The sequence below is a fragment of the Erwinia sp. 9145 genome, assembly GCF_000745075.1.
Lineage (GTDB): Bacteria > Pseudomonadota > Gammaproteobacteria > Enterobacterales > Enterobacteriaceae > Erwinia > Erwinia oleae.
Map to the genome: position 1 here is coordinate 1,255,542 of NZ_JQNE01000001.1, position 18,567 is coordinate 1,274,108.

Here is an 18,567-nt window from a genome sequence, read left to right on the forward strand (position 1 = left end):
AATTGCCATGAAAAAAATTGCCGAAAGAACGCCATTCCATCCCCGTAACCGCCATCGCGGACGCTATGATTTTCCCGCACTGATTGCCAGCCATCCGCCGCTGGCGTCCTTCGTGGCGGTCAATCAGTATGGCGATGAAACGGTTGATTTTGCTAATCCGGCAGCGGTTAAAACGCTTAATCAGGCCCTGCTGCACCATTTTTATCAGATTGCTCACTGGTCAATCCCGGAAGGTTTTCTCTGCCCGCCCATTCCTGGTCGGGCCGACTATATCCACCACCTGGCTGATTTGCTGGCTGAGGATCATCATGCCGTTATACCGCGCGATCTCACCGTGCTGGACATTGGCTGCGGCGCTAACTGTATCTACCCTCTGATTGGTTTTCGTGAATACGGCTGGCGTTTCACCGGCAGCGAAGTCAATGAAGAGGCGATGCGCGCGGCAAATGCCATCGTTGCTGCCAATCCGGGGATCAATCGCGGCGTGCGACTGCGTCGGCAGAAAGATCCTCAGGCAATTTTCAGCGGCATCATTCATAAAAACGAACAGTATCATGCGGCAATCTGCAACCCGCCGTTCCATGCTTCAGCCAGCGAGGCCCGCCAGGGCAGCCAGCGGAAAGTGCGCAACCTGGGGCTGGAAAAAAATTCACCGCTGAATTTTGGCGGGCAGCAGAACGAACTGTGGTGCGAAGGCGGCGAGAAAGCCTTTATCAGCCGAATGATTGACGAAAGCGGTACCTTTGCCCGCCAGTGTGTCTGGTTCACGTCGCTGGTGTCACGCAAGGAAAACCTGCCGGAACTGTGGCGGGCGCTGGAAGAGTCTGGCGCCGAGACGGTGCGCACTATTGATATGGCGCAGGGGCAGAAACAGAGCCGGTTTATCGCCTGGAGCTTTATGACAAAACCGGCGCGCGAAAAAGCCCTCAGCCGCCGCTAGCTGTGCAGGATCGCTTCACGACGGGATAGTGCGTTAACGTAGCTGACTATCTTTACTGCCCCGGCGGTTAAACAGGCTACTGGCTGCCTGACGATCGTCGCGCTGCTGCTGGCAGGTTATGCAATACTGCACGCCGGGCAGAGCAAGCCGACGCGCCTGTGGAATCGGCTCGCCGCACTCTTCGCAGAACTCCGCGCTGGTGCCGTGATGCATTGCTCGCCTGGCGCGGCTGACGGCATCATCAATGGTTGAGTCAATTTGCTCCTGTACTGCGTCATCACGTGCCCATCCGCTTGCCATAGTGACCTCCAATAAAAAAGAGCAGGCGATTGCATCACCTGCTCCTGAGAACGTTCCGTAAAGCCGCCTCAAGGACGGCATAAAGGCTTATTCAATATTTGATTCAATAAACCACAGGAATTTGTCCAGATCACGCGAAGCAGCGGTAAAGATATCTGCGGTATCTTCATCTTCCACTTCGGTAATCGCTTTACGCGTATCGTTAGCCACAACGGCATAACGCTCCGCCAATGCTTTCAGGTGATCCTGCACGCTGTGAATATTTAGCGGGTAGCTTTTCAGTGGCGTTCTGTCGTTCACAACCTGCGTGGTACCCAGCGCCACACCGCCAAGCTGCACCACACGTTCAGCAATGGTGTCCTGATGATCGGTAATTGCCGTGCGGAAGCCATCCAGCATTTCATGTACACCAATGAAGTTGGCGCCGCGCATGTTCCAGTGGGCCTGTTTGGTGATCAAAGACAGATCGATAAATTCGGTAACCAGACGATTGAGCACCTCAATGGTGGCTTTTTTCTCGTCGTCAGCCACATTATTGCGGGTGTAAATCAGATCAGAAGATTTTGTTTTAACCAGTTTAGCGGTACTCATCATTAATATCCTCTTAATGTTGGTTGTCCTAATTAATTACCGAATAATTATAGCACCTCTTTGGCAATCTGCCGGAAAGATATTAACTATCGGTCAAATAGTGCTGCCCTTTGGGGTTTCTAATAATGTTAAATGAGAGTTATTAATATTCTCAATCGCGATTTTCATCACAGCGCATTGAATAATATGGCTATTCTCAGCAAAAAAGCCCGATGCGTATTGTCGCAAAAATTTTCAATGAATATGTTTCAAAAATCATCTTTTTTTGACTACTGCGTTTTATTACTGTTAATAAAATGCTCACTTTGGCTGAGGTTCTTTAATCAGGAGATATTATTTTTCCCTTTACAGGGCGCAGCGTGAGTGTCGAACCGGCTGATGCCAGAATAATTGCCAGCAGGCCGAGCCATTGGGTAAACGTTAATAATTCTCCAAGAAAAAGCATCCCGGAAAACGCCGCCAGCGCGGGCTCCATGCTCATTAATGTGCCAAAGCTCTTCGCCGGTAGACGCGTGAGCGCAACCATTTCCAGCGAGTAGGGCAGCGCGGTGGACAGTACAGCGATAGCCAGCCCGATCGGGATCAGGGAGAGTGTCCAGGCGTCGCCGCTGGTAAACGCCACGCCGAGCGGCACAAAAAAGCAGGAGGCGATCAACGAACCCGCCGCCGCCGTGGCGGGGCCATGCTGCGAACCGGCACGCTTTCCTGCCACTATATAAACGGCCCATAATGCCCCTGCCAGCACCGCCAGCAGCGCGCCCTGAGGATCAACATTGGCGATGTTTCCCCGCAGAGGTAAAAGAAACCACAAGCCCGACAGCGCCAAAACAACCCAGATGAAGTCCAGCGGGCGCCGGGAACTGGCTAACGCTAACGCCAGCGGACCGGTAAATTCCAACGCGACGGCGATTCCCAGGGGAACGGTGCGCAACGACAGGTAAAACGCATAGTTCATGCCGCCCAGCGACAGACCATAAAACAGCAGCGGCAAAACCTGTCGGCGGGTAAAACGCAGCCGCCAGGGCTTGAAGATAACAGTAAGGATAAAGGTGCCAAGGCCCAGACGCAGCGCAGTAATGCCCGGCGCGCCGACGGAGGCGAAGAGAGTTTTTGCCAGGGCCGCGCCGCTTTGAATCGATATCATGGCAATAATCAGTACCAGTAAAGGCAGCCATACTGACGAGCGAAAAGAGGAAAAAGACATCCTGCAACCATCCTTAGTCGATCCAGATAAAAAGAGATTTACCAATAGTGTACGTGAAGGGAGGGGTTTGAAACGGCAGGAGGCGAAAAAAAGCTGTCAGACCAGGTCAATTACGTAAATTCAGGTCAATATCGCCTAAGATTAATCCTAATGAACAAATTTTTACATTCTAATGACATGTTAAATTGAACCTGTTCTTTATAAGGAAAAATAATGACATAGCGTGGATCGTTAACCTTCTGTTACACCAACGCAAGCTTGGACAACAAAATCAGAGCAGAGTTTCCTCAATAGTTTTGTTATATTTTGTCCGTTGTCAGGAGAGAAGTTTTTTCACATTTGAGGTGGTTATGAAAAAAATTGCATGTCTTTCTGCGTTGGCTTGTGTACTGGCCGTATCTGCTGGTTCAGCAATGGCGCAAAGCACAGTTTCTGGTGGTTATGCTCAGAGCGATTATCAGGGCGTGGCTAATAAAGCGAATGGCTTCAACCTGAAGTATCGCTACGAAAACGGCAGCGATCCACTGGGTTGGATCGGATCTTTCACTTATACCGAGAAAGATAGCAGCGAGTCTGGCTTCTATAACAAAGGCCAGTACTACGGTGTGACTGCGGGTCCTGCTCTGCGTCTGAACGACTGGGCAAGCATCTACGGTGTGGTTGGTGTTGGCTACGGCAAATTCCAGCAGAACGCTCAGCAGACGCGTGACAAATCTGATACCAGCGATTACGGCGTTGCCTATGGCGCAGGTCTTCAGTTCAACCCAATTGAAAACGTTGCGCTGGACGTAGGCTACGAGCAGAGCCGCATTCGCAACACCGACGTTGGTACCTGGATCGCAGGCGTGGGTTACAGCTTCTAAGCTGTAGGCTTATTGCTTCACCGATCATAAAAATCCGCCCTCGAGGCGGATTTTTTATGCCGTTTTACGGGTCAACATTTCCAGCAGCATCAGTCGTAGCGTAAAAGGCGAACGACAGAAGAGCGTCAGCAAGAGCGGTTTTTTCATTTTTCAGCCTCCTGCGGGCGTTTTTTATCCCAAATGAGTAGGAATGCGTTCGTATTATAATCAGTTATAGCATGGGCTATACTTTGTAGCCAGCGCTATGCAGCGAAATTTTGTGCTTCAGCGGGCTTCGTTTACACTAGGAAACCAAAATCTGACGTGGTCGTAGCGCGTAAGTGTTAATCAATGAGGAAGCTGAATGAGTCGTCGCGCTAAAGGTGCCATCCCCGCACCATTAAAAGATATCGAAGAGCACGTCGAAGGTTTCCGCCAGGTGCGCGAGGCGCATCGCCGTGAGCTGATTGATGACTACGTTGAGCTGATTTCCGATCTCATCCGCCAGTTTGGCGAAGCGCGACAGGTGGATATGGCGGCGCGGCTGGGCGTTTCGCAACCCACCGTCGCTAAGATGTTGAAAAGGCTGGCTCTCGCCGGCCTGGTTGAACAGGTTCCTTACCGCGGCGTATTTCTTACCGCCGAAGGCGAAGCGCTGGCGGAAGAGAGTCGTATACGCCACTCTATAGTGGAAAACTTTTTGCTGGCGCTGGGCATCAGCCCGGACACAGCCCGGCGCGATGCCGAAGGCCTGGAGCATCACGTCAGCGATGAGACGTTGGCCATCTTCCAGAAGTTTTACGAGAATCGTCAGTAACCGTTGTCACCCGCACCCTTTTTTAGTCATTAATGCGATTAATGCGCTACCCGGCGTAAGTTTGTAAAGAAATACTGGAATTTGTCAGTTTACATCGTATTGTTATAGCTGCGTTAATCATGCGAACCGACAACGGGTTCGCCGTAACCTGATGAGAAATATGGCTAATCAATCAACTCCCCCGTCGGATGATGACCAGCGTCATCAGGAAGACAACCCGCAGCAGGACAAGCAAAATGACCAGCAGGATGATCAGGAGCAGCCGGAGCGCAAGCGACCCGGCAAAAAGCCGCTTATCATCCTTGGCGTGGTGGTAGCGATCGCGATCGTCGTGGCGCTGTGGTTCTGGTTCACTACCCGCAATATTGAAAGCACCGATGACGCCTTCACCGACGCCGATGCGGTGACCATTGCGCCAAAAGCGTCCGGCTATGTCACCAGGCTGCTGGTGAAAGATAACCAGCGGGTGAAAAAGGGCGATCTGCTGGTGGTGATTGATCCGCGCGACAACACCGCACAGCGCGATCAGGCACAGGCGCAGTTAGGGCTTGCGGTTGCACAGCTGCATCAGGCTCAGGCCGCGCTGGCGCTGGCAAAGGTGCAGTACCCGGCGCAGAAAGATCAGGCGCTTGCCCAGCAGGCCAGCGCGGAGGCCAACCTGCGTAATGCGGAAGAGGATTACAAACGTCAGCGCGGTGTTGATCCGCGCGCCACGTCACAGCGCAATATTGATGCGGCAAATGCCCAGTTGAGAAGCGCGCGTGCGCAGTTTGAGAGCGCAAAAGCGCAGGTGGAAGTTGCCTCGCAGATCCAACTGCAAATACGCCAGCAGGAAACCAACGTTGAAGCGCGTCAGCAACAGGTTCAGCAGGCGCAGGCGCAGCTCAATACCGCCAATCTTAACCTTTCCTATACCGAAGTCCGCGCGCCGTACGACGGCTTTGTCACGCGTCGCAACGTACAGGTCGGAACGCTGGTGCAGGCCGGCACCTCGCTGTTTTCACTGGTGTCGCCTGATGTCTGGATCACCGCCAATTTCAAGGAATCGCAGCTTGAACGCATGAAACCGGGCGATAAAGTCAACATTACTATTGATGCGTGGCCGGATATGAAGCTGGAAGGGCACGTAGACAGCGTGCAGATGGGCTCTGGCTCGCGCTTCTCGGCCTTCCCGGCGGAAAACGCCACCGGGAACTATGTTAAAATCGTACAGCGCGTGCCGGTTAAGATTGTTATCGATAAAGGTCTCGATCCAAACAAATTACTGCCGTTGGGGCTGTCGGTCGAACCTGAGGTAACGGTGGAATGAGTTCCGGCCAGAGCTGGAAACCGGCCAGCAATCCCTGGCTGGTCGCCATGACGGTGACGCTGGCGGTGTTCATGGAGATCCTCGACACCACTATCGTCAACGTGGCGCTGCCGCACGTCGCCGGGTCGCTGTCATCCAGCTATGACGAGTCCACCTGGGTACTCACCTCCTACCTGGTGGCGAACGGTATCGTGCTGCCCATCTCCGCCTTTCTCAGCCGTATTTTTGGCCGCAAACAGTTTTTTCTGATCTGTATTGTGATGTTCACCGTCTGTTCGTTCCTGTGCGGCATTGCCACCGAGCTGTGGCAAATCATTCTGTTCAGGGTGCTTCAGGGCTTCTTTGGCGGCGGCCTGCAACCGGTGCAGCAATCGGTTCTGCTCGACTATTTTAAGCCGGAAGATCGCGGCAAGGCGTTTGGCCTCTCTTCCATTGCGATTATTGTGGCGCCGGTGCTCGGCCCGACGCTGGGCGGCTGGATCACCGATAACTACAGCTGGCGCTGGGTGTTCTTCATCAACATTCCGGTGGGCATTTTCAGCGTGCTGGCTATTTATCAGTTGCTGGAAGATCCGCCATGGGAACGTAAGTGGGCGAAGGGTAAGCTGAAAATTGACTATATCGGTATCAGCCTGATCACGCTTGGCCTGGGCTGTTTGCAGGTGATGCTCGATCGCGGGGAAGATGACGACTGGTTCAGCTCCGGCTTTATCATCACCTTCGCGGTGCTGACGGCGGTCGGCCTGGTTGGCGCGGTTTACTGGCTGCTCTATGCCAGGAAACCGGTGGTGGATCTGCACTGTCTGAAGGATAAAAATTTTGCGGTCGCCTCGATTCTGATGGCGGGCATGGCGGCGATCCTCTACGGCAGCTCGGTGGTTATCCCCCAACTGGCGCAGCAGGATTTAGGCTATACCGCCACCTGGTCCGGCCTGGTGCTGTCGCCCGGCGCGGTGCTGATCGTCCTGTCGATACCGCTGGTGCTGAAGCTGATGCCGCTGGTGCAAACCCGCTGGATTATCGCCTTTGGTTTTACCTGTCTGTTTCTGTCGTTCCTCTACTCTGCGACGCTGACGCCGAACGTGGATTTCACCACGCTGGTGATGATCCGCAGTGCACAGACCATTGGCCTTGGCTTCCTGTTTGTGCCGCTGACCACTATTGCCTTTGTCACCATTCCACAACGGCTCAATGCTGACGCCTCGGCGCTGTTTACCATGTGCCGCAACGTGGCGGGCTCGATCGGCATTTCACTGTCGACAGCGATGATCACCGAGCGCGAGCAGGCGCGCAGCGCGCAGATGGTGCATAACATGTCGCAGTTTAACGAGCCGTTTAACCTGACGGTGGAGCGCTGGGCGCAGTCGGTAAAAGATTTCTCGTCGATGGTTGGCGATCCGGTAACCATCGCCACCGGGCAGCTTTATCAACAGATGATTGCCCAGGCGCGAATTTTGGCCTATATCGACGTGTTTATGGGTCTGAGCGTGGTCGCCCTGATCCTTATTCCCTTTTGTTTGCTGCTTGCGCCGATTAAGAGCGAGGGCAGTGCAGGAGCACACTGACATGAACGTTCTTATCAACTTCAAGCGTTCGCGCACCGGCGCGCTGTTGATCGCCTCGATAGCGCTGGCGGCCTGCTCCGTCGGGCCGGATTATCAGGCGCGTCAGCCGACCACGCCGTCGTCTTTTAACGATATGCGGTCCGGCAGCGCCTCAAAGCCGCAGGCGGCGCAAACCAGCCCAAACTGGTGGAAATCGTTTAACGATCCGCAACTCGACAGCCTGATTGATCGCGCCATCACCGGTAACCTCAGCCTTCAGCAGGCGGTGTTGCGTATTGCCAGTTCCCGCCAGCAGGTGAATCAGGCGCGCGGCGCGTGGTTTCCGTCGGTAAATGGCAACCTCGGCGTCACGCGTCAACAGCTGGGTGCGAAAGGCATTCTGGAGGCGAACGGCGTGTATGATCAGGTGGATCAGGTTGATCCAAACCTGCGCTCGGCGCTGAACGGCCTGACGCAGCCGATCACCAACTATCAGGGCTCGTTTGATGCCTCGTGGGAGATCGATCTGTGGGGCAAAGTGCGTCGTCAGGTAGAAATGGCCAACGCGCAGCAGCAGCAGCAGATTGAGAACCGTAACGATGCGCTGGTGTCGCTGGAGGCGGAAGTCGCCCGCACTTATCTGCAACTGCGCGGCGCGCAATCGATCGTCAACACGCTGCAAACGCAGATCGATATCGCGCAGCAAACCGTCGGGCTGACGCAGAGCCAGCAACAGAATGGCCTCGCGCCGCAGATGGACGTTGAGAACGCACGCGCGCAGCTCAGTTCGCTTCAGGCGCAGCTTCCGCAGTACGAGGCGCAGAGCCGTCAGGCGATGAATGGCCTGGCGGTGCTCATCGGCAAGCCGCCGGGCGCGCTGGACGGCGAGCTGAGCGCGGTAAAAGCGCTGCCGCCGCTGCCGAAAGCGGTGCCGGTCGGGCTGCCCTCGACGCTGGCGCGTCGCCGTCCTGACGTTCGCGCCGCCGAAGCGCAGCTGCATGCCGCCACGGCCAATATCGGCGTTTCGGTCGCGCAGCTTTTCCCGGATCTGTCGCTGACCGGGCAGTTTGGCATGCGCAACTCCGACATCAGCTATCTGGATAACTGGAGCAGTCACTTCTACAGCTTCGGGCCGTCGATTTCGATCCCCATCTTCCAGGGCGGAAGGCTGGTGTCGAGCGTGAAAATGGCCAGAGCCGAACAGGCCAGCGCGGCGCTGGGCTACCGTCAGACGGTGCTGACCGCGCTTCAGGACGTCGAAAATGCGCTGGTCAGCTATCGTACCGATCAGCAGCGCGTGGAAGGGCTGGATCGCACGGTGGCTTCGCTGCAAAACGCTTATAACCTGGCGAATGAGAGCTATGGAAAAGGGCTGGCGACGTTTATCGACGCGCTGGATGCACAGCGTCAGCTGGCGCAGGCCACGCAGCAGGCAGCCTCGGCGCGGGTGCAGAGCAGTCTGGATCTTGTTGCGCTGTACAAAGCGCTGGGCGGCGGTTGGGAAACCTATCAGAACGTGACGCTGCCGGACTATTCGGTATTCGGCCCGGCGGAGAGCGTCACTCCCGCAACCGAGTAAAATTTTCAGGAAGCAGAGCCTGCATTTTCAACTCGCGGCTGTGGCGGATAGCGGTTTCCGTTTCACAGCCCGCGTATTCCGCAATTTCCCGCCAGGTAAAATCGTAGCCAGGCCAGCGCTCATACAGCGTACTGATGGCGCGCATCACCCGCTGTCGCGATTTATCGTAAGCCATGCTCGCCATTCGTTTTTCTGCTTCGGCAAGATCGCCCGCCAGCCTGCGCACCATAAACGCGTGCAGCGCGGAATAGTGATTCAGAAAGCGGTCAGGATCGTATGGGGTGATCCGCGTGACGCTGGCGGTACGCTGCACGCGGGAAGAGCAGTGATAATAGCTGTCGCCAAAGAGGCTGCGGTAGCCGAAAAACTCGCCGGGGCAGAAGAGGCGAATCAGACAGACCTTGCCGTTTTCCAGCATGTGATAGAGGCCCACCAGCCCGCTGTGCAAATAGTAAAAGGAGGACGCTTCGTCCTCCTGCGGATAGATACGGGTCTGTTTAGGCAGCGCCTCCAGACGGGTTAACAGTGCGTGGGGTGAGCCTGTCAGGCCCGCAAACAGCGCCGGGCCTGACGTTTCCTCAGAACTTTTGTTTCTTTTCCTCAATCTTCACCCCTTTGGTTGGCAAACCGGTATCGTAGTCGCGCACCACCGGCGAGACCAGATCGTCCGGCTTCGGACGGAATGCCCCCATCCATTGAGCATGTCTGCCAGGCCGCCACGGTCGCATCGCCCAGCGATAGCTACGGAACGGATCGCGGATCCTGTCCATATAATCCAGTAACGTATCATGAAGTGCATCGCGGCGCGCGGCGTAGCGCGGATCGTCGATCACATTGTTCATCTCATCGGGATCCGCCTTGCGGTCATAGAGCTCGTCTTCGTCAAACAGATTGATCACCAGCTTCAGCTCATTAGAAACCCACGCGCGCATCGGTATAAAGCCGCCAAAGCTGTCATGCTCGATTTCATAGCGGTTGAATTCCACCATCACCTCGCGGTGCTGCTCTGTCTGCGTTGACTTGAGCAGCGGCAGCAGGCTTTCGCCATGCAGGGCAGGCGGACGCGGAATGTTGGCGATCTCCAGCAGCGTCGGCAGCAGATCGATATGGCTTATTGGCGTATCAATTTCGCGTACGATCAGGCCGGGGCCGTGAATGATAAAAGGAATACGCGTGATATCGTCATATCCGGCGGAACCCTTGCTGATCAGGCGGTGCGCACCCATCATTTCACCGTGATCCGAGGTATAAATCACCCAGGTGTTATCCCACTCTTCGGGCGTCAGGTGATCCAGCACGCGGCCAATCTGGTCATCAACAAAATCATTACAGGCAAAGTAGAGCGGATGGTGATAGCTCTCGCCGTCAGCAACGGGCGACGGCATCGCTTCGGCCCACAGCCTCTGATGCATCGGTTTGCCCTGTAAATCATCCTTCGCTTTCGCGCCCAGCGGATAATGAAAATCTGCGTATCTGTCGAGATAGCGCGGCGGGCAGGTAAACGGGTGATGCGGTTCATCGTAGGAGAGCACCAGCAGAAATGGCCTGTCGTCCTGCTGACGGCGTTCATCCAGAAAAGCGATAGCGCGATCGCTGATGCGGTAGCCCCAGGTGAAGGCGTCGTCGATAGCGTATGCCTCCAGCTCCTCTTTGCTGTTCAGGCCGTTGCGCCACAGGCTTATCTGATCTTCCGACAGATCGGCAAGATAGTTTGCGCCGTCGTACCAGTACTTTTCGTCCCATTCGGGCGGACAAACGCCGGTACCGAAGTAGTCATGACCGTCCAGATGCCATTTACCGATGTAGCCGGTTTTCCAGCCGCTGTTGTGGAAATAGCTGCCCATGGTGCGCATATTTTTCCCCGGCGCGAGGTTATTGGTCCAGGGGCCGCTCTGACTGGAATAGAGGCCGGTAAACAACCCGGCGCGGGCAGGCGTACAAAGTGGAGCCGTGGTGTAGGCCGAGTTGAATTTCGTGCCGCGCGCCGCCAGGCGATCAATATTATCGGTTCCCAGCGGCAGACCGGTATAGCAGCCCACCATATTCGAGGCCTGCGTATCGGTCATAATAAAAATGATATTGGGCTGTTTCATCGGGTGGTCTCCTGTTTTAAGGGTTTATTGCCGCCGAAAAACGCCAGCCGCAGGCAGATACCTACAACCACGGCACCGGTCAGCCAGCAGAGCCAGGCGGTGTTCCATCCGCCGAAACGGGCAAGAAACGCATAGACAAATACCATGGCGGACACCACTGCCACCGAGGCGATTTTGACATTTTTCCAGGGCGTTAAATCAACAGCGAAGGCGTCTTTAAATTCAAACGGCGTTTCGCGCGGCGCCAGGCGGCCCACGATCAGCATCATCAATACGTTCAGCAGGAAGGTGATCGCCAGTAGATAGAGAAAGTGGATATGCGATTCAAAGACATAGTTGATACAGATATAACTCACGATGCCCATAAACAGGGCAAGCTTTGCAGCCAGCGCCGGAATGCGTGGAAAAAAGAAGCCCATTAATACAATGGTCACCAGCGGCACGTTATAGACGCCGTTAAGCTGTTTCATCCAGCTGTAAAGGCCTTCCGGCGCGTTGGCGATGGTGGGCGCCACCACGATCGACATGATGGTCAGCGCCAGCGCAAAATAGCGCCCGACGGCGACCTGCCGTTCCTGCGTTGCATTTTGGTTGAGCACCCGGCTGTATATGCCATAGCTGAACAGCGTACTGGCGCTGTTCAGAAAGCCGGTAAAGGCGCTGATAATGGCTCCAAAAAGCACCGCGCCAAAGAAACCGATCAAGGGATCGGGCAGAACCTGATTCACCAGCGCCGGATAGGCCATATCCGCCTTCGGCAGATTCTTAAACAGATGCCAGGCGATAACGCCGGGCAGCACCAGAATCAGCGGGTCGAGCATCTTCAGCACGGCAGTATAAATGGCGCCTTTCTGCCCTTCGGCAAGGCTTTTCGACGCCAGCGTGCGCTGTACAATGCCCTGATTAGTACACCAGTAAAAGGTGTTGACGAGGATCAGGCCGGTCAGCGCAGCGCCAAGCGGCACGGGATCGTGCGCGCCACCGATTGAGTTGAGCTTCTCGCCGTGATCGTTTGCCAGCCTGTTTACGCCTGCGATAAAGCTGCCGCCGCCCATCGCCATCAGGCCAAACCAGGGCACCATCAGCCCGCCAGTCACCAGACCGATACCGTTGATCACGTCCGCGACGGCTATCGCCCGCAGCCCGCCAATAATGGCATAGGCGGAGCCGATACAGCCCAGCATCGCCACCATCAGGATCAGCGAGCCGGTCTGGCTCAGACCGGTTATGCCGCTGATATTAAACAGGCTGTTCAGCGCCAGCGAGCCGGAATACAGCACGATGGGAAGAAAGCAGATGCCGGTGGCGATCAGAAAGCAGCAGTCCACAACCAGGCGCGTGGTGCGGTCGTAGCGCTCTTCAATGAAATCGGGAATGGTGGCGATACCGCGTTTGAGGTAACGCGGCAAAAATATCAGCGCCAGCAGCACCAGCGGAATAGCGGACATCACCTCCCAGGCCATCACCGACATGCCGAATTTATAGGCCTGTCCGCTCAGCCCGACCAGCTGTTCGGTAGAAAGGTTGGTGAGCATGAGCGAGGCGGCAATTATGGGGGCTTTAAGCGAGCGTCCTGCAAGAAAGTAACCTTGCTGAGAGTGGACATCGTCCTTTCTCACTTTCCACCAGGTCAGCACGCCAACCAGTACGGTGAAAAAGAAAAACGAGGCAATATGCAGCGTATTCATAGAGTAATCCGTCCGGTAAAGTAATCGCTATTCTTCCCTGCCTTTACGTTGTTGAAACGAAGACAGAATTAACTTCATCATTATTAACAACAATTTATGAAAGGCTAATATCGAGTTGACCTGCTTTATAACCAAAAGGCGGGTCGTTGTTACTGCGCAGGGAGAGCGGCTGTTTGCGCAGTTGCCGGTGGAGCAAGTTGTACTCTTTTCAGGGGGCTGTTTTTATGACGATAGTCATAAGCGACATGGGCTTAACTCACAAAACCATAAGAATATGAGTGTCTCTTCAGCCGTTCAGGCTGTCGCGATGAGGTATTCCCCGGCGTATTTTTTTGGCATAATGCGCGCTGGTTCACACATCCCCCATCGCAAACGAAAGGCAATCCTGTGCTAGTTTCCAGCAACGTCACCATGCAGTTTGGCAGTAAGCCGCTGTTCGAAAACATCTCTGTAAAATTTGGCGGTGGAAATCGCTACGGCCTGATCGGCGCCAACGGCAGCGGCAAATCTACCTTTATGAAAATTCTGGGTGGCGATCTTGTTCCCTCCGCCGGTAACGTCTCCCTCGATCCCAACGAGCGTATCGGCAAGCTACGTCAGGATCAGTTTGCTTTTGAAACGTTCTCAGTGCTCGATACGGTGATCATGGGCCACGGCGAACTGTGGGAAGTGAAGCAGGAACGCGATCGCATCTATGCGCTGGCGGAAATGAGCGAAGAAGATGGCTATAAAGTCGCCGATCTCGAAGTGCTCTACGGCGAAATGGATGGCTACACGGCGGAAGCGCGCGCGGGTGAACTGCTGCTTGGCGTTGGCATTCCGCTGGAGCAGCACTACGGCCCGATGAGCGAAGTCGCCCCCGGCTGGAAGCTGCGTGTTTTGCTGGCGCAGGCGCTCTTCTCCAACCCGGACATCCTGCTGCTCGATGAACCGACCAACAACCTGGACATTGATACGATTCGCTGGCTGGAGCAGGTGCTGAACGAACGCAACAGCACCATGATCATTATTTCGCACGACCGTCATTTTCTGAACATGGTGTGCACGCACATGGCCGATCTGGACTACGGCGAACTCCGCGTGTACTCCGGCAACTACGACGAATACATGACGGCGGCCACCCAGGCGCGCGAACGTCTGCTGTCCGATAACGCGAAGAAAAAAGCGCAGATTAACGAGCTGCAATCCTTTGTCAGTCGCTTCAGCGCAAACGCCTCTAAATCGCGTCAGGCTACGTCACGCGCGAAACAGATCGATAAAATCAAGCTGGAAGAGGTGAAAGCGTCCAGCCGTCAGAACCCGTTTATTCGTTTCGAGCAGGGGAAAAAGCTGTTCCGCAACGCGCTGGAGCTGGAGTCAGTCACCAAAGGCTTCGATCAGGGACCGCTGTTTAAAAACCTCAATCTGCTGCTGGAAGTGGGCGAAAAATTAGCGATCCTCGGACCTAACGGGATCGGGAAAACCACGCTGTTGAAAACGCTGGTGGGCGAGCTGCCTGCTGATAATGGCGCGGTGAAGTGGTCTGAAAATGCCAGCATCGGTTACTACGCACAGGATCACGCGCATGATTTTGCCGACGACCTGACCGTTTTCGACTGGATGAGCCAGTGGAAGCAGGAGAGCGACGACGAGCAGGCGGTGCGCAGCATTCTCGGTCGGTTGCTGTTCAGCCAGGACGACATCAAAAAACCGGCGAAAGTGCTGTCCGGTGGCGAAAAAGGCCGCATGCTGTTTGGCAAACTGATGATGCAAAAACCGAACGTGCTGATCATGGATGAACCGACCAACCACCTGGATATGGAATCCATTGAGGCGCTCAACATGGCGCTGGAGATGTATGAAGGTACGCTGATTTTCGTCTCGCACGACCGCGAATTCGTCAGCTCGCTGGCAACAAGGGTGATTGAAATGTCGCCGGGCAAGCTCAACGACTTTACCGGCAATTACGAAGACTACCTGCGCAGTCAGGGCATCGTTTGATCATCAGCAGGAAGCCGGACGGCTTCCTGTTAGCTTTTTTGACCACGGGCTGTTTTCTGTTTTACTCGCTGGAAAAATAAGTTTGTGGGGTGAGCTTACGCACCCCCGTTTCAGAGCATCTCAACGCGGTTTTTGCCAGCAGTTTTCGCCTGATAAAGCGCTTTATCCGCCTCGCTTATCAGCGCCTCGCGCGACGTATTAGTCGCTTCATCCTCCAGCGCATGCACGCCCACGCTGATGGTCACAATCTTCTCCGCCACGTCGCTGCTCTCGTGAGGGATATTCATCAATGCCACCGCGTCAACCGCCGCCTGTGCATAGCGTAAGGCGCCTTTACGGCCGCTGTCGGGCAAAATCACCGCAAATTCTTCGCCGCCGTAGCGTGCAATCAGGTCGTCAGCACGATGAGGAACCTGCTGCAACGCGCTGGCGATCCGCTTCAGACACTCATCGCCAGCAAGATGCCCATAGGTATCGTTAAAGCGCTTAAAGGAGTCGACATCGATCATCAGCAGCGCCACGGGAGACCGCGCTCTTTCCGCCTGCTCCAGGCTGCTGTCGAGGTAAAGATCAAACTGCCGTCGGTTCGCCAGGCCGGTAAGGCTGTCAACCAGCGCGAGGTTTTGTAGCGCGTGGTTCATCTGCGTGAGCTGATCGCGTACTTCAGCCAGCTCGCGCTGATTCTGAATACTTTTACTCAGGTTACGCAGCAGCAGGTAGCCAAGCATAACAATGGCAAGCAGAAGCAGGATGCACAGGACGATATAAACCAGTACGCCGGTCAGCCACGTCTGCAAAAGCTGTTGCTTGCCATAACCAACCGTCACCACCAGCGGATAGCGCTTCATACTGGCGTAGCCAAACACGCGCTCGACGCCGTCGATGGCCGCTTTATAAATCGCGGTTCCGCTGGCGGATTCTTTCAGCAAATGCGTAAACAGCGGGCTGCTGGAAAGGTTGCGATTGATGGTGTCGTCAGGGGAAGGCCTGGCGTAAAAAAGGTTGCCTTTATCGCTGATCAGCGCCATCAGACCGCGTTCGCCCAGCGTATAGTAGCCAAAAACCTGCCGAAAATAATCAATGCGAATGGTCGCCAGCAGTACGCCGCGAAACGAGCCGTCGCTGTTGTTCAGACGCATTGATAAGGGAATAATCAGCTCACCCGTACTGCGGCTGTGGATCACCTTGCTGATGAGCATGCCCGGATCGGTGTGCGTCATATGGTAGCGGAAATAGTCGCGATCGCTGTTGTTAAAATGTTTTTTTGGCATCTCCGCCGCCGAGGTGACCACCCAGTCCCCATTGGCATCGTAAACAAACAGGCCGTGCAGCTGCGGCAGAGAGGCCTTACGCGTGGAGAGCAGATCGTGCAGATAAACCTGCCGCTCACCATCCAGCCCGATGAGCGTAATGCGGTCGCGCAGATCCTGTAACACCAGCTCCACCTGAAGAAATGAATCTTCCGACTGCTGCGACACGGATTGCGAAAGATTACGTGCGTTGTTTTGCGTATCGTCGAGCATGCGTTGCCAGGTATTATTGACTATCCAGCCATTCACCAACACCACGGCTACGCAGATAACCGATAAAAAGATCAGCAGCATTTTACGTAAATTAAGCATGCTGGTGTCGTTCTGCGCCCGTATCTCTTCACTCATGTTTACCACATACCTCGCAGGCCGGGTCTTTCGCTACCTTCATCTCACGAAACTGAAGCGTCATTGCATCATAGATTAGCAGCTTACCGCTGACGCGCTCGCCATAGTGCGTCAGCAGCCGGATGGCTTCCATCGCCTGAAGCGCGCCAATCACCCCCACCAGCGGGGCCATCACGCCCGCTTCGACGCAGCTGAGGGTTGCGTCGCCGAACAGCCGACTGATGCAGCGATAGCAGGGCGCATCGTCCTGCCAGCTGAATACGTTAATCTGTCCTTCCATGCGGATCGCTGCGCCGGAAACCAGCGGAACGCGATGCCTGAAACAGAGCCGGTTTAACTGCTCGCGTGTGGCTACGTTGTCGGTGCAATCGAGCACCACGTCGTGTTTCTTGAGCAGTTCCGCCATTGCTTCGTCGTTAAGCTGTGCATTAACGCTGCTGAGGGAGAGATGGGGGTTGAGCGCGCGCAGCCTGCGGCCAGCCGACGCCACTTTTGGCGTGCCGATGTCCGCATCGGTATGCAGCGTCTGGCGCTGAAGGTTAGACAGCGAAACCGTGTCAAAATCGAGCAGCGTCAGATGACCCATGCCCGCCGACGCGAGGTAGGGCGCAGCCGCGCAGCCGAGGCCGCCAAGGCCGACCACCAGCGCTTTCGACGCTTTCAGCCGCTCCTGCCCGTCAAAATCGAAACCGCGCAGCACAATCTGGCGGTTATAGCGCAGCGTCTCTTCATCGCTCAGTTCCGGCAGCATTTATCCCTCCAGCAGGGCGTTGAAAGGCTCAACCTCAACCCATTCGCCGGCGTTAACGTTGCCGCGCTCGCGCTCAAGCACGATAAAACAGTTGGCCTGGCTGAACGAACTGAACACGTGGGAGCCCTGAGGCCCGGTGCTGCGCACTTCCATTTCGCCCTCCGCGTTGCGGCTGAGGATGCCGCGCTGGAAATCGAGCCGCCCTGGCGATTTTTTCAGCGAGCCCGTCAGCTTAACGCGCTGGCGTGGCGGCAGTACGGCCGACTGCTGGCCGGTGAGCTTCGCCAGCAGCGGCTGCACCAGTTGATAAAAGGTGAGAGCCGCAGAAACCGGATTACCCGGCAGGCCGCAGAACCAGCTATTTTTCAGGCGGCCAAAGGCGAAAGGCTTGCCGGGTTTGATGGCCAGCTTCCAGAAGGTGACTTCCCCTAAGCTTTCCAGCATCTGTTTGGTGTAATCCGCTTCGCCAACAGAAACGCCGCCGCTGCTGAGGGTAACGTCGGCCTGGCTGTCCGCCTGCTGAAACGCGGCGCGCAGCGCGTCAGGATCGTCACGAATGATACCAAGATCAATCACCTCGCAGCCCAGCTTATGCAGCATCAGCGAGACGGCAAAGCGGTTGGTGTCGTAAATCTGCCCGGCACCCAGCGGCTGGCCGACCGGCTGGAGCTCGTCGCCGGTTGAAAATACCGCAACCCGCAGGCGGCGAATGACGTTTACCTCGGCCACGCCTAATGAGGCCAGCAGCGGAAGCTCCGCCGCGCCCAGGCGCGTTCCGGCTCGCAGCACGCGGGCGCCGCGCCGAATATCTTCACCCGGCAGCCGGATATTTTGCCCGGCCGCCACCGGCGCGGTAATGCGGATCGCCTCGCCGTCCTGTTCGGTCTGCTCCTGCATCACCACCGCATCCGCACCCGGCGGCACCGGTGCGCCGGTCATAATGCGGATACAGCTTCCTGCGGGCCATTCGCCGGAAAAGGGCGCGCCGGCAAACGCTTTGCCTGCTACGTAAAGCGGTTTTTCATTCTGTATATCTGCCAGCCGCACGGCATAACCATCCATGGCGGAGTTAGCAAAAGAGGGCACATCAATCGGTGAAATCACCTCTTCAGCGGTTATGCGACCTGCGGCATCGGTAATCGACAGCGTTTCATCATCGGTAAGCGGGGTAATTTGGCCCAGCATCGTGGCCAGCGCGTCATCCAGGGAAATCAGTCCTGTGGTAAAGGGTTCCATACGTTCTCCGGCGCGCCTGCACGCGCGCTAATCAA

The 18,567-nt window shown here is 55.7% G+C and carries 16 protein-coding genes; 7 read left to right on the plus strand and 9 right to left on the minus strand.

Going from position 1 to position 18,567, the window contains the following annotated elements; genetic code table 11:
• Positions 1 to 7 precede the first annotated feature (7 nt).
• Positions 8 to 940 carry a 23S rRNA (adenine(1618)-N(6))-methyltransferase RlmF gene (rlmF, locus tag FA91_RS06250; protein ID WP_034913653.1) on the plus strand — a complete coding sequence of 311 codons (933 nt, stop codon included), beginning with the start codon at positions 8 to 10 and terminating at the stop codon, positions 938 to 940.
• A 33-nt stretch (positions 941 to 973) separates the two neighbouring features.
• On the opposite strand, the gene FA91_RS06255 is transcribed toward rlmF, so the two are convergent.
• The 3 genes from FA91_RS06255 to rhtA all read right to left on the minus strand — a co-directional run bounded on the left by FA91_RS06255 (position 974) and on the right by rhtA (position 3,035).
• Positions 974 to 1,240: a DksA/TraR family C4-type zinc finger protein gene (locus FA91_RS06255; protein ID WP_034919024.1), complete on the minus strand. Its 267-nt coding sequence runs from the start codon at positions 1,238 to 1,240 to the stop codon at positions 974 to 976.
• A gap of 87 nt (positions 1,241 to 1,327) precedes the next feature.
• Positions 1,328 to 1,831, minus strand: a complete 504-nt coding sequence (gene dps, locus FA91_RS06260; protein WP_034913655.1) for a DNA starvation/stationary phase protection protein Dps — start codon at positions 1,829 to 1,831, stop codon at positions 1,328 to 1,330.
• A 319-nt stretch (positions 1,832 to 2,150) separates the two neighbouring features.
• Positions 2,151 to 3,035 carry a threonine/homoserine exporter RhtA gene (rhtA, locus tag FA91_RS06265; protein ID WP_034913658.1) on the minus strand — a complete coding sequence of 295 codons (885 nt, stop codon included), beginning with the start codon at positions 3,033 to 3,035 and terminating at the stop codon, positions 2,151 to 2,153.
• 350 nt (positions 3,036 to 3,385) lie between these two features.
• On the opposite strand from rhtA, the gene ompX reads away from it, so the two are divergent.
• The 5 genes from ompX to FA91_RS06290 all read left to right on the plus strand — a co-directional run bounded on the left by ompX (position 3,386) and on the right by FA91_RS06290 (position 9,126).
• The gene (ompX, locus tag FA91_RS06270) at positions 3,386 to 3,898 is read left to right on the plus strand and encodes an outer membrane protein OmpX (protein ID WP_034913661.1); all 513 of its coding nucleotides are present in this window, start codon (positions 3,386 to 3,388) and stop codon (positions 3,896 to 3,898) included.
• A 343-nt stretch (positions 3,899 to 4,241) separates the two neighbouring features.
• A complete protein-coding gene (gene mntR, locus FA91_RS06275) occupies positions 4,242 to 4,694 on the plus strand; it encodes a manganese-binding transcriptional regulator MntR (RefSeq protein WP_034913663.1) in 453 nt (150 codons plus the stop codon).
• A 160-nt stretch (positions 4,695 to 4,854) separates the two neighbouring features.
• The gene (locus tag FA91_RS06280) at positions 4,855 to 6,003 is read left to right on the plus strand and encodes an HlyD family secretion protein (RefSeq protein ID WP_152601381.1); all 1,149 of its coding nucleotides are present in this window, start codon (positions 4,855 to 4,857) and stop codon (positions 6,001 to 6,003) included.
• The gene (locus FA91_RS06285) at positions 6,000 to 7,568 is read left to right on the plus strand and encodes a DHA2 family efflux MFS transporter permease subunit (protein WP_034913668.1); all 1,569 of its coding nucleotides are present in this window, start codon (positions 6,000 to 6,002) and stop codon (positions 7,566 to 7,568) included. The genes FA91_RS06280 and FA91_RS06285 overlap by 4 nt, the downstream gene beginning before the upstream one ends.
• A gap of 1 nt (position 7,569) precedes the next feature.
• Positions 7,570 to 9,126: an efflux transporter outer membrane subunit gene (locus tag FA91_RS06290; protein WP_034913671.1), complete on the plus strand. Its 1,557-nt coding sequence runs from the start codon at positions 7,570 to 7,572 to the stop codon at positions 9,124 to 9,126.
• Here the strand turns inward: FA91_RS06290 and FA91_RS06295 are convergent.
• The 3 genes from FA91_RS06295 to FA91_RS06305 are packed head-to-tail and all read right to left on the minus strand — an operon-like array spanning position 9,107 to position 12,907.
• On the minus strand, positions 9,107 to 9,730 hold the full coding sequence (locus FA91_RS06295; RefSeq protein ID WP_051937059.1) for a Crp/Fnr family transcriptional regulator: 624 nt from the start codon (positions 9,728 to 9,730) through the stop codon (positions 9,107 to 9,109). The genes FA91_RS06290 and FA91_RS06295 overlap by 20 nt on opposite strands.
• Entirely contained in the window at positions 9,705 to 11,219 is a 1,515-nt protein-coding gene (locus FA91_RS06300) for a sulfatase-like hydrolase/transferase (protein WP_034913673.1), read from the minus strand. The genes FA91_RS06295 and FA91_RS06300 overlap by 26 nt, the downstream gene beginning before the upstream one ends.
• Entirely contained in the window at positions 11,216 to 12,907 is a 1,692-nt protein-coding gene (locus tag FA91_RS06305; RefSeq protein ID WP_051937061.1) for a solute:sodium symporter family transporter, read from the minus strand. Before FA91_RS06305 ends, FA91_RS06300 begins: the two co-directional genes overlap by 4 nt.
• A gap of 387 nt (positions 12,908 to 13,294) precedes the next feature.
• On the opposite strand from FA91_RS06305, the gene FA91_RS06310 reads away from it, so the two are divergent.
• The gene (locus tag FA91_RS06310; RefSeq protein WP_034913675.1) at positions 13,295 to 14,887 is read left to right on the plus strand and encodes an ABC-F family ATPase; all 1,593 of its coding nucleotides are present in this window, start codon (positions 13,295 to 13,297) and stop codon (positions 14,885 to 14,887) included.
• 110 nt (positions 14,888 to 14,997) lie between these two features.
• On the opposite strand, the gene FA91_RS06315 is transcribed toward FA91_RS06310, so the two are convergent.
• The 3 genes from FA91_RS06315 to moeA are packed head-to-tail and all read right to left on the minus strand — an operon-like array spanning position 14,998 to position 18,532.
• Positions 14,998 to 16,545 (minus strand): sensor domain-containing diguanylate cyclase, encoded by a 1,548-nt coding sequence (locus tag FA91_RS06315; protein WP_051937063.1) that lies wholly within the window; start codon positions 16,543 to 16,545, stop codon positions 14,998 to 15,000.
• Positions 16,538 to 17,296, minus strand: a complete 759-nt coding sequence (moeB, locus tag FA91_RS06320) for a molybdopterin-synthase adenylyltransferase MoeB (RefSeq protein WP_034913678.1) — start codon at positions 17,294 to 17,296, stop codon at positions 16,538 to 16,540. Before moeB ends, FA91_RS06315 begins: the two co-directional genes overlap by 8 nt.
• Entirely contained in the window at positions 17,297 to 18,532 is a 1,236-nt protein-coding gene (moeA, locus tag FA91_RS06325) for a molybdopterin molybdotransferase MoeA (RefSeq protein ID WP_034913681.1), read from the minus strand. It lies immediately after the preceding gene.
• Positions 18,533 to 18,567 lie beyond the last annotated feature (35 nt).

Excerpts from the sequence above, each read along its gene's own strand:
- rlmF (WP_034913653.1), top strand. The coding sequence starts at position 8 with ATGAAAAAAATTGCCGAAAGAACGCCATTCCATCCCCGTAACCGCCAT.
- FA91_RS06255 (WP_034919024.1), bottom strand. The coding sequence starts at position 1,240 with ATGGCAAGCGGATGGGCACGTGATGACGCAGTACAGGAGCAAATTGAC.
- dps (WP_034913655.1), bottom strand. The coding sequence starts at position 1,831 with ATGAGTACCGCTAAACTGGTTAAAACAAAATCTTCTGATCTGATTTAC.
- rhtA (WP_034913658.1), bottom strand. The coding sequence starts at position 3,035 with ATGTCTTTTTCCTCTTTTCGCTCGTCAGTATGGCTGCCTTTACTGGTA.
- ompX (WP_034913661.1), top strand. The coding sequence starts at position 3,386 with ATGAAAAAAATTGCATGTCTTTCTGCGTTGGCTTGTGTACTGGCCGTA.
- mntR (WP_034913663.1), top strand. The coding sequence starts at position 4,242 with ATGAGTCGTCGCGCTAAAGGTGCCATCCCCGCACCATTAAAAGATATC.
- FA91_RS06280 (WP_152601381.1), top strand. The coding sequence starts at position 4,855 with ATGGCTAATCAATCAACTCCCCCGTCGGATGATGACCAGCGTCATCAG.
- FA91_RS06285 (WP_034913668.1), top strand. The coding sequence starts at position 6,000 with ATGAGTTCCGGCCAGAGCTGGAAACCGGCCAGCAATCCCTGGCTGGTC.
- FA91_RS06290 (WP_034913671.1), top strand. The coding sequence starts at position 7,570 with ATGAACGTTCTTATCAACTTCAAGCGTTCGCGCACCGGCGCGCTGTTG.
- FA91_RS06300 (WP_034913673.1), bottom strand. The coding sequence starts at position 11,219 with ATGAAACAGCCCAATATCATTTTTATTATGACCGATACGCAGGCCTCG.
- FA91_RS06305 (WP_051937061.1), bottom strand. The coding sequence starts at position 12,907 with ATGAATACGCTGCATATTGCCTCGTTTTTCTTTTTCACCGTACTGGTT.
- FA91_RS06315 (WP_051937063.1), bottom strand. The coding sequence starts at position 16,545 with ATGAGTGAAGAGATACGGGCGCAGAACGACACCAGCATGCTTAATTTA.
- moeB (WP_034913678.1), bottom strand. The coding sequence starts at position 17,296 with ATGCTGCCGGAACTGAGCGATGAAGAGACGCTGCGCTATAACCGCCAG.
- moeA (WP_034913681.1), bottom strand. The coding sequence starts at position 18,532 with ATGGAACCCTTTACCACAGGACTGATTTCCCTGGATGACGCGCTGGCC.